Raw genomic sequence first — 8,599 nt, forward strand, 5'->3', positions numbered from 1 at the left:
CCGCGGCGAGTTCCGGTTGTTTGCGGCTCGCGCCGACGGTGAGGAGCGTGCCTTCGAAAATGGAGAGTCCGAGCAGCGCCTTGACCCAAGCCCAACCGGCATCGTGGAACCCCCGCGTCGCGGCGATCGAGAGGAGACCGGTGACGAGAACTGCCGCGAGAGACGGGAAGAGGACGTAGTGCGCGATGGCGTCGAACACTACACGCGCTGCAACGAAATTCGCGGGCGACGCGTCTGGGGACGCCAGGTTGATGACGAGGCACGCCGCCAGTCCGCCGCCCAGGCCGAGCGCCGCGATCTCGTGCAGAGCCTTCAGACTTCGCCGCCAGAATCGGACTGTATCCACAATCTCCCCCTGCCCAACATCATCGGCATCGAACCAGGATCGCATCAGTCAACGCTTAAAAACCGATTGAAACACGCAAGCCGACTCGTCAATCCGAACACTGCGCGGCTAAGGTGTCAACGCGGCTGTCCTTCTAGGTGATCAATCGTTGTGTCGCTTATTGAGCGTAGGCGAGGGAACATCCACTTTCAGGCCGAAGCGCCGGTTGAAGCTGTCGCATGCGAGCTATGGAGCCTTGGAGTGGCTCCGCTCGCGACAGCGCCGGAGTCTCTGCACTAGCGGCTGGTAGGCCGCCTCCTCTACCGGGCCGATACCCGCGCACTCAATGGTCAGGGTGTCCAGGTTCGTCTCATCGGCCCTGACACCTCGGCCCATGGTCTGCGCGAGGCGTTGCAACTGGTACTCGCGACGCAATGCTTGGTCCTCGAGCGGAGTCGGCATGTCTGCAAGTATTTCCGCTCGAATGCAGAGCATTCTCAAAGCCGTTTCATTCGCCGCGAGATCCTGGGACCGATCACCGGCGAGCGCCTGCTTGAGGGTGTCGAGCCCGCTCCTGGGCCAGTGCTGGACGGCGGCAATGCAGGTTTCGGCAGCCTCTTTCAGAGTGTCGAGCTGCGCCGTTTCCAAATTGCGAGCCACAGCGAGCCTGTAAGCGCGTACACGGTTGGCAGCTTCGAACAGATCACTCCACGCACGTTCCGCGTTGCGTGCATGTTGGCGCGCAATCGACTCTTCGCAGGAATCCAGACCCCGATCAAACCGGCTACGAAGCTCATTCGCATCGGCACGCGGAAACTCGCCTAGCGCGGCAAAAGCACGCCGCAATTCGGCCAGCCCAAGCGCAGCCTCGAGCAACTCCGAACCCTCCAGAGCGGCGATCTTCTCAAGTCGCTCGCACAAGGCAACGGCCTGCGTCCCGTTGTTCTCGAGCCCCGCCGTATAGGTGGCGAAATCCAGCTGGCGCTTCTGGAACACGGCATCACTGTGCTGGCGGAATTCCCCCCAGAGGCGATGATCCGCCTCGCGCGGCACCGGCCCCACCGCCTGCCACTTCTGCTGTAACGCCTTGATGGCGTCGATTGCCTTGCGACTATCGTCGCTGGCGAGCAAAGCCTGAGCACGCTCGATCAGCGACTCCTTCTCCTTCTGATTGCGAGCGTACTCAGCATCCAACCGGCTCTGCAGGCTCGCCGTGACAGCCAAGAATCCCTCCTGCTGCTGCTTGCCGGCCAGGCGGTCCACCGGCGAGCAGCGGCGCCACTCCAGGTTCGTCTCGCGCAGGGCTCGGACCACAGCCCGCCAGTCAGGCTTTTCCCAATTGTGTTCTGCCTCCAGCGCAGTCAATCCGGCGAGCAGCGCATCGCGTCGCCGCAGATTCTCCTCGCGGACGAGGGCCTGCGCGGCAAAATAATCGCTGCACGGTTGATAGGCCTTTTGAGACGCTTGCTGGAAGCGCTGCGAATCGGCTTCCATGTTTTCGCCGACGCCCTTGCTCAGGCTGCGCCACTCTTCCTGCAGGCTCTTGATCCTGTCGGCCAGTGCCGGGGGATCCAGCGCCGCACCGATGAGCAACTCCATTTCCGTGATCAGCTCTGCGCGCTTAGGCGCCACCGAGAAGCTCTTCCAGTCCTTCAACTCAGCGAGCTGCTGGTCAAGCTGTTGTATCTGGCTGGCCAGATTCTCCGGCAGAGGCGGAGCTCCCACCAGCTTCTCGTCGATGGCGCGTCGCACTGCGGCAGCGTGCGAGGTGCTGCCGGCGCTCAAAGCATCACGTGCCTTGCGGATCAATCCGCCGATTTGGCGAACAGGCTGCTGCTCCGCCTGCTGTTTCTCGGCCGACGCGCGCGTTTCCTGCTCGAGAACCCGTTCTTGCTCCGTTTCAGCCTCAGCGGATGCCTGAACCTCCTGTTGGCGCAGGCGCTGCGCGGCTGCTGCGGCGTTAGCAGCAGTCAGGTCACGTTCTGCCTGAGCCGCCGCCTGGCGCATCTGTTCCGCAACAGTCTCGCGGGAGCGGCTGAGCCATTGTTGAACCCTGCCGCGCAGCTCTGGATCGGCCTGCTCGGTCACCGCTTCCCAGCGACTCTCGAACTGATCCAGGTTCGAGCTATACAAGGCGTCGTACGCGCGTTGGCTGTGGCGTTCAAGAGCTGCCGCAGCCGCATTGACCTCGGCCAGCAACTGCTCGAGCTTGCGGCTCTGCTCGATCAGCAGATCGCGCTTTGACGTCAGGATCTTGTAGACCCCCTTGTCATTGCCACCGCGGACATCGCGAATGAGTTGACGCAGCAGGTCCGGATCTTCGATCGCGTGAGCCGCTGCCTGGCGAACCTTGGTCGACGTGCCCGCAACCACCAGCCGTGCCACCGCCGGAACGTCCCCAGAATCTATGGCTGCCTGCAATGCGCGCTCCTCGGCAGCAGCGGCCAGCCCGCGATCAGCTTCGTTCGGTTTGGGAAGAGCGCTGCCGGCCTTTGCGGATGATGCGGATGGGGGCACTGAAGCGGCAGCTGCCACAGGCGACGGAGCTTTGCGAAACAAGCGGGAAAGGAACGACATTGTTTACCTACAGAGCTAACGTTTGGGCCGGTCGCGAATTCTACCTGCGCGGGAGCCCGCCTCATTTGATTTGCTTGGGCTTTGAGGTGACCAAGACTCGATCAGACGTGCGATGGTCGTCATGCAGCGACGACTCGCTACGCTAGCGCGATAGGCGGCTAAGGGGACGCACAGCCGGGGCACGAGGGTGTCAAATGACAACCTGCCGTTATCGAGGGTAGGGAAGGGCAGGTATCAGCTGTATGGCGGACACTCGGCGAAGGAGTGCTGACAACAGCCGTTATCGCAGTTAGGCGATGGGAGTTTCACCTTCAGATGTCAGTCAACAATGACCAAGACCACTATCTCGAAACCGAGCCCGAGGAAAAATGGGATCAATCGGGAAACATCGGTTGTGGTCTGAACTCACCGCCTTCTGCACCCAAAATGCCATCGAGTACCAGATTGGCGATACGCGGTCCTTGCGCAGTCATCGTCACCCAGCTGATGTGATCGAAATTTCCGGCTTCGCGGGTGGTCACCCAACAGCCGCCCGTGGGGCCTAGGCGGATATGTTCGAATCCGTCGATCACGCGGCGTTGATAGTTATGCAGATGCCCAGCGAACGCCGTGTAGGGGCGACCGGCTAACGCGTCACGAATCTGGGCGAGCCCCGGATGGAGGCCGCCTTGCCAGGCCGGGATGTGCATCAGGATGATGGTCCAGCGTACATCCGCATGTTCACGCACGACGCTGGCGGCCCAGTCCGCCTGTTCGGCCGATAGGTGCGCCGCCTGAGGGCCCTCGCTGTCGATGGCCACTTCGATTCGTTTGGCAAATGCACGAGGATCGGCTGCGTGCTCGCGTTGCAGCTTGCCGAGATCTAGCTCGCGCTCTGGTTCTTCGCCATCCACCGGCTGGTCTACGCCAGCGAAATCGGAAGCTCGCTGCGGTGGGTCCTGGGTGTTGAGCACCAGGAACAGCACGTCGCGGAATCGGAAGTGATAGTTCAATGCGCCGTAGCGCTGCAGCCAGTCAGCCGACATCGTCGGATTGCTGACGTCATGGTTGCCAGGCACACGGAACAGCGGCACCTGCAAGGGTGCGGTCATCGCATCGAATTCGGCCCACTCGGCTGCGAGCTGTTCGGGGCGATGCGTATAGCCTTCGATGCAGTCGCCGATCTGGATCGCGAAATCGGGCCGCAGCAGGTTGGTGGCGGCAATGGCCCGTTCGAAAACCCCGGGCTTGGGTAGCCCGGTGCGATCAGACAGCAGCACGAAGCTGAACTCCTCGGGTCGCTGTGGCCAGCGGTCCAGACCGGTCCAAGGAGCCGCCGCGCCAAGCGGCGGCAGCTGCAGCAGTGGGGCGGAAGGCTTCATGGTGCGCCGGCTCGCAAGCGCAGATGTTCCAGGTAGTTCGTTGGCCACATGAACTCGGACCAACCCATGCCAGCGCGGCCATCGATTTCGCAGCGCATTGCGCCCTCGTTCAGCGTGGTGTGGGGACCGGGAACAAGAGGGAAGTGGGCGTAGTGCAGGCCTTTCAGATGAGTCACGCGACCGAGCGTGTCGTACATCTCGATCTCGATGTTCTTCTGATTGAACTGAGCGTCATGATCGAAGCGCACATCAACTTCGTCCATCTCGGCGATCACGCCATCCTTCAGAACATAGCCGCGAAGGTCGATTTTGCCGCGGGCCTGGAACTGCCAGAAGTGCACACAGAGATCGGGGCCCGCCTGGGCGTGCAGCCACTTCCAGTGCTGCGGCGTCTGCCAGTCTCGCGTGCCCCAGCTGTGATCGCGGGCGCCGAGAGATTGGAAATCGATGTGCTTGTCGCCGATACGAATCGTCCCATGCACGCGGCCAGCCTGTTCAATGCGGTTGGTAGCCGCGTAGTCCGGGCAGCCATCTGGGTGCGAGCCATAGGCGTATGGCGGGTGGAAGGCCTCGAAATGTGCATGGATGCGAGCGCCCTGGCCTTCAAGAATCATCTCGGCGTGTTTGAACTTCAAGTCGTGTTTCAGATGAACGGCACCGACGCGCCAATCGTCGAAGTTCATCGTTGCGGGCACATCGATGCCGTCTATCGCTTCGGCAATCGGCTTGCCTCCGGTGCCGGCGCCGAAGACGACGAAGGCCGAGCCGGCCTTGCTGTCCTTGTTGACCCAGGTGTAGCAGAAGGCCGCCAGATCATGGTCTGGCAGCACAAAAGTGTAGGAAATCGACTCGCGTTCCAGCGGTAGATCGCGCAGCACATGGCGACCATCGTTGACGGCGTCGAGCTCGGGAAATGCGCGGTGTTGCAGGCGCTGCTTCATGAATAGTCCTCGGGCACACATGGAAGAGGGGCGATGCACTCGCGCACACCGCCCCTCGAACTTCACTCAGCTCTGAACGAAAGCAGCCTCAGGCAGCCTTTTCGAGCGACCCTTCGGCCGGCTCGTCGGTCTCGTCATGGATGATGACCAGGCCGTTGTCGCCGTCGAGCGTGATCTTCGCGCCGTCAGGAATAAGCTGCAGCGCGCCTTCGATCTGCACGCCGGGCAGGCCGAACTCGCGGGCAAGCAGCGCGCCGTGCGAAATCAGGCCCCCGGTTTCCAGCACGATGCCCTTGATCAGCATGAACACCGGCGTCCAGCCCGGATCCGTGGCGTGGACGATCAGGATGTCACCCGGCTTGACCTTGCCGATCTGGTTCAGCTCAAGCACCACACGCGCGGTGCCAGTGACCTTGCCGGTGCTGGTGGTCTTGCCGCGGAGCACGCCGTCACCGGAGATTTCTGGCTGATCGATCGGCGCCGGACGGTCGGCGACGATGAACGGCGCAGGATGCTTGGACTTGGTGTCCATGGCATTGAAGTTCTTGCGGCGGGCGTCGATCTTTGCGCGGGTGAGCTTCATGTTCGCCGTACCGGCGAGCACCGCGTACAGCTCTTCCATGGTCAGGAAGTAGCACTCCTTCATTTCCTTCAAGCGACCACGTTCGACGCAGCGACGACCGACTTCCTCGAAGCAGATCTTGATGTCGTAAGTCGACCAGTCCATGACCTCGCGTTCGTTGTCGCGAAACTCGATCGCGTTGTGCGAGAAGTCGATGAGGAACTTGAACAGCTTGGCTTTGAAGATACCGAGCTGAGGCTGGCTGGCCAGATTGTCGTAGACGTGCTGGATCGATTCTTCGAGGCGCGCACGAGTGCGGTGCTCTTGGATACGCGGGTCCGGCGTGCCAAACAGGCCGGCGAACATGCGCAGGTCGACCATCACGCTGTCGGCACGACGATCGAAGTAGATGTCACGATCCGGGTGTCCGCGATGACCGCGCTTGGCAACATGTTCGGCGTACTTCTTCAGGAAGGTCGGGCCTTCGACGCATTGGCCGACGAAATCAAAGAAGCGCTCGTCCGGGTACTTGCGGTACAGCTCACGCAGTTCCGGTGACTTGTAGACAAAATTCGCCAGCTCCCACGAAGCGTAGGACTCCACACCGGTGATGCACTCGTTGCGCGTGCCAGTCATCAAGTCCATGAACACGTTCGGACGATCACCGGTGTACCAGTTTGCAGCGATCCAGCCGATCCAGCCCAGCGAATCGCCCATGTACCAGAGCAGACCATACCAAGGCGGATCGTACGAGCTGATCTCGAGTCGGATGACTTCCGCGAGATGCTTCTTCAGTTCCTCGTCCGACATCGCTTCACGTTCGGCGACGGTGCGCGGACGGGTGGCTTCGCGATAGACCGGGCTGTCGATGAAGTCTTCCTTGATCGCTCTCGGCCAGTTGAAGCCCATGTCCGGACGCAGGGTTTCGGTACGCAGGAAGTATTCGATGTAGCGGCCCCAGTCGAACGGAGCACTCAGCACTTCCTCGTGCCAAGCCTTCGGAATCTTGTGCAGCATGCCGGGCCGTAGTTGTGGCGGGATCGACTGAATGATGCGATGACGATCGGCCTCGACGTTGTAGTACGACACGCCTTTGTAATAGCGCCAGAGGCGACGTGTGGTGTAGTCCTGCTCTGGATAGCCGGCGACATGGACGCCGACGCTGTGGCACTGGTTCAGGCCCCAGCAGCGCCAGGAGAACCTCAGTGGGCTGATTGCGCCAGTCCACATTTCCTCGGGGAAAACGCGCGACCAGATTTGCTCGTAGGGCACGGCATCGCTGTTGCCCTGCACCGATTCGGTAACGTCGGCATCCCAGGAGAAATCAACGCCGGTGACAGGACGTGATTGCAGCACGTAGAACTTGCCTTTGGCGTAGCCCCACTCGATGTCCTGCGGCATGCCTTCGTACGCGGCTTGCACCTTGCGACCGATGTCTGCCAGTTCGCCGACGCGTTCGTCGGTAAAGGTGAACAGCTCACGCAGGGAATCCGGCACGTCCTGATGCACGGTGCCAACGCCTTTCTCGATGTCGCGAACGATCCGGACCTTCTTCGATCCCAGCGTCTTCTGCAGCACCTTGAGATTGCGGTGGCTGACGATGTACTCGTCCGGAGTGACGATGCCGGAGACCACAGCTTCGCCGAGGCCCCAGCTGGCGTTGATCATCAGCTCGTCGGTAGCGGTGTTGATCGGATTGCCGGTGAACATCACGCCGGACACTTCGGATTCAACCATCTGCTGCACGACGATCGCGATCGACGGAAATGCGTTGAAGCCCTGCGTCTTGCGATAGGAAACCGCGCGCGCCGTCCACAAGCTCGCCCAGCAACGTTTGACGGCATCGATCACGGCTTCGTCGCCGCGGATGTCGAGATAGGTGTCATGCAAGCCTGCGAACGAGGCGCCATCCAGATCTTCGGCGGTGCCTGAGGAGCGCACTGCAACGTATAGATCGGTGCCCAGCTTCGCGTAGCAATGGATGATTTCGGCGGCGATCGCTGGCGGCACGTCGGTGCCGACGATCAGGCGGCGAATCTGCGCGACCGCTTCGTCGAGCGCGGAAGCGTCGGCGTAGTTGATGCGCGCCAGCATGGTCGCGATCTGCGCTTTCAGGGTATCGATGTGGGCCATGTACGCGGTGGTCGACACCACGAAGCCCGGCGGTACCACGAAGCCCTTCTGGGTCATACGGCCCAGATTGGCGCCCTTGCCGCCGACCAGATTCAGATCCACGCCCTCGGGGTCTGCGAACCAGATCGTATGTGTGTTGCCGATTGTCATTGCTTCTCCTCCTCTCTAGTTTCGAAGTCCGCTTCCTGATGCCGGATAGCGGCTCCGGTTGCAGACGGTTCTTGCTGCAGTAGCTTGTAAAGCCGGTCTTTCGCCGGTTAGCGCATCGGAATGGCGGACAGCGCAGCAGCCATCATTTCGATCGAGTCCTCGAACAGTTCGTCGAGCGGCGGATGCTCTTTCTTGTTCGGTTCCTGATCGCGCACCGAGTGCTGAATGAAGGTGCTGAGAAACATCTCGCCCACGCTTTCCAATCGCCACCACAGGCGGCTTTCGTTAAGGAAAAACAACCGCTGCCCCATCAGCTCGATGGCACGACGGAAGGCGACGCAGTTGGGAGAGTCCGTATCCACCGGATGCAGCACACCCCGGGGGCGGTGCGTCGTGATGTAGGCGGCATGCAGCTTCATGTAGTTGATGTGCTTCTGATCGCGATAGAGCCGGTAGTTCGGCTCGAACATCACGCGCAGCAACCATCGGATGTCCTTCAAACGACCCTCGGCTTCGCCCTGATCCAGCAAGGCCTGACGAAGCGGCTGCA

At 61.4% G+C, this 8,599-nt stretch carries 6 protein-coding genes; all 6 read right to left on the reverse strand.

All coding sequences use genetic code 11. The features are described 5' to 3' along the window. Nucleotides 1-391: hypothetical protein (locus QZY06_RS03085; protein WP_295680050.1), on the reverse strand; the 391-nt coding region annotated here is incomplete at its 3' end. A 180-nt stretch (nucleotides 392-571) separates the two neighbouring features. After that, nucleotides 572-2,902, reverse strand: coding sequence for a DUF349 domain-containing protein (locus QZY06_RS03090; protein ID WP_295680052.1), 2,331 nt, complete (start codon nucleotides 2,900-2,902; stop codon nucleotides 572-574). A 374-nt stretch (nucleotides 2,903-3,276) separates the two neighbouring features. Beyond that, nucleotides 3,277-4,263, reverse strand: coding sequence for a metallophosphoesterase (locus QZY06_RS03095; protein WP_295680054.1), 987 nt, complete (start codon nucleotides 4,261-4,263; stop codon nucleotides 3,277-3,279). Further along, nucleotides 4,260-5,204, reverse strand: a complete 945-nt coding sequence (locus tag QZY06_RS03100) for a hypothetical protein (RefSeq protein WP_295680056.1) — start codon at nucleotides 5,202-5,204, stop codon at nucleotides 4,260-4,262. Before QZY06_RS03100 ends, QZY06_RS03095 begins: the two co-directional genes overlap by 4 nt. A gap of 88 nt (nucleotides 5,205-5,292) precedes the next feature. After that, nucleotides 5,293-8,049, reverse strand: coding sequence for a PEP/pyruvate-binding domain-containing protein (locus QZY06_RS03105; RefSeq protein WP_295680057.1), 2,757 nt, complete (start codon nucleotides 8,047-8,049; stop codon nucleotides 5,293-5,295). 107 nt (nucleotides 8,050-8,156) lie between these two features. Beyond that, on the reverse strand, nucleotides 8,157-8,599 hold a 443-nt coding region (locus QZY06_RS03110), incomplete at its 5' end, for a hypothetical protein (protein ID WP_295680060.1).

The sequence above is a fragment of the uncultured Nevskia sp. genome, assembly GCF_903885465.1.
Taxonomy (GTDB): domain Bacteria; phylum Pseudomonadota; class Gammaproteobacteria; order Nevskiales; family Nevskiaceae; genus Nevskia.

Excerpts from the sequence above, each read along its gene's own strand:
- QZY06_RS03105 (WP_295680057.1), bottom strand. The coding sequence starts at position 8,049 with ATGACAATCGGCAACACACATACGATCTGGTTCGCAGACCCCGAGGGC.
- QZY06_RS03090 (WP_295680052.1), bottom strand. The coding sequence starts at position 2,902 with ATGTCGTTCCTTTCCCGCTTGTTTCGCAAAGCTCCGTCGCCTGTGGCA.
- QZY06_RS03100 (WP_295680056.1), bottom strand. The coding sequence starts at position 5,204 with ATGAAGCAGCGCCTGCAACACCGCGCATTTCCCGAGCTCGACGCCGTC.
- QZY06_RS03095 (WP_295680054.1), bottom strand. The coding sequence starts at position 4,263 with ATGAAGCCTTCCGCCCCACTGCTGCAGCTGCCGCCGCTTGGCGCGGCG.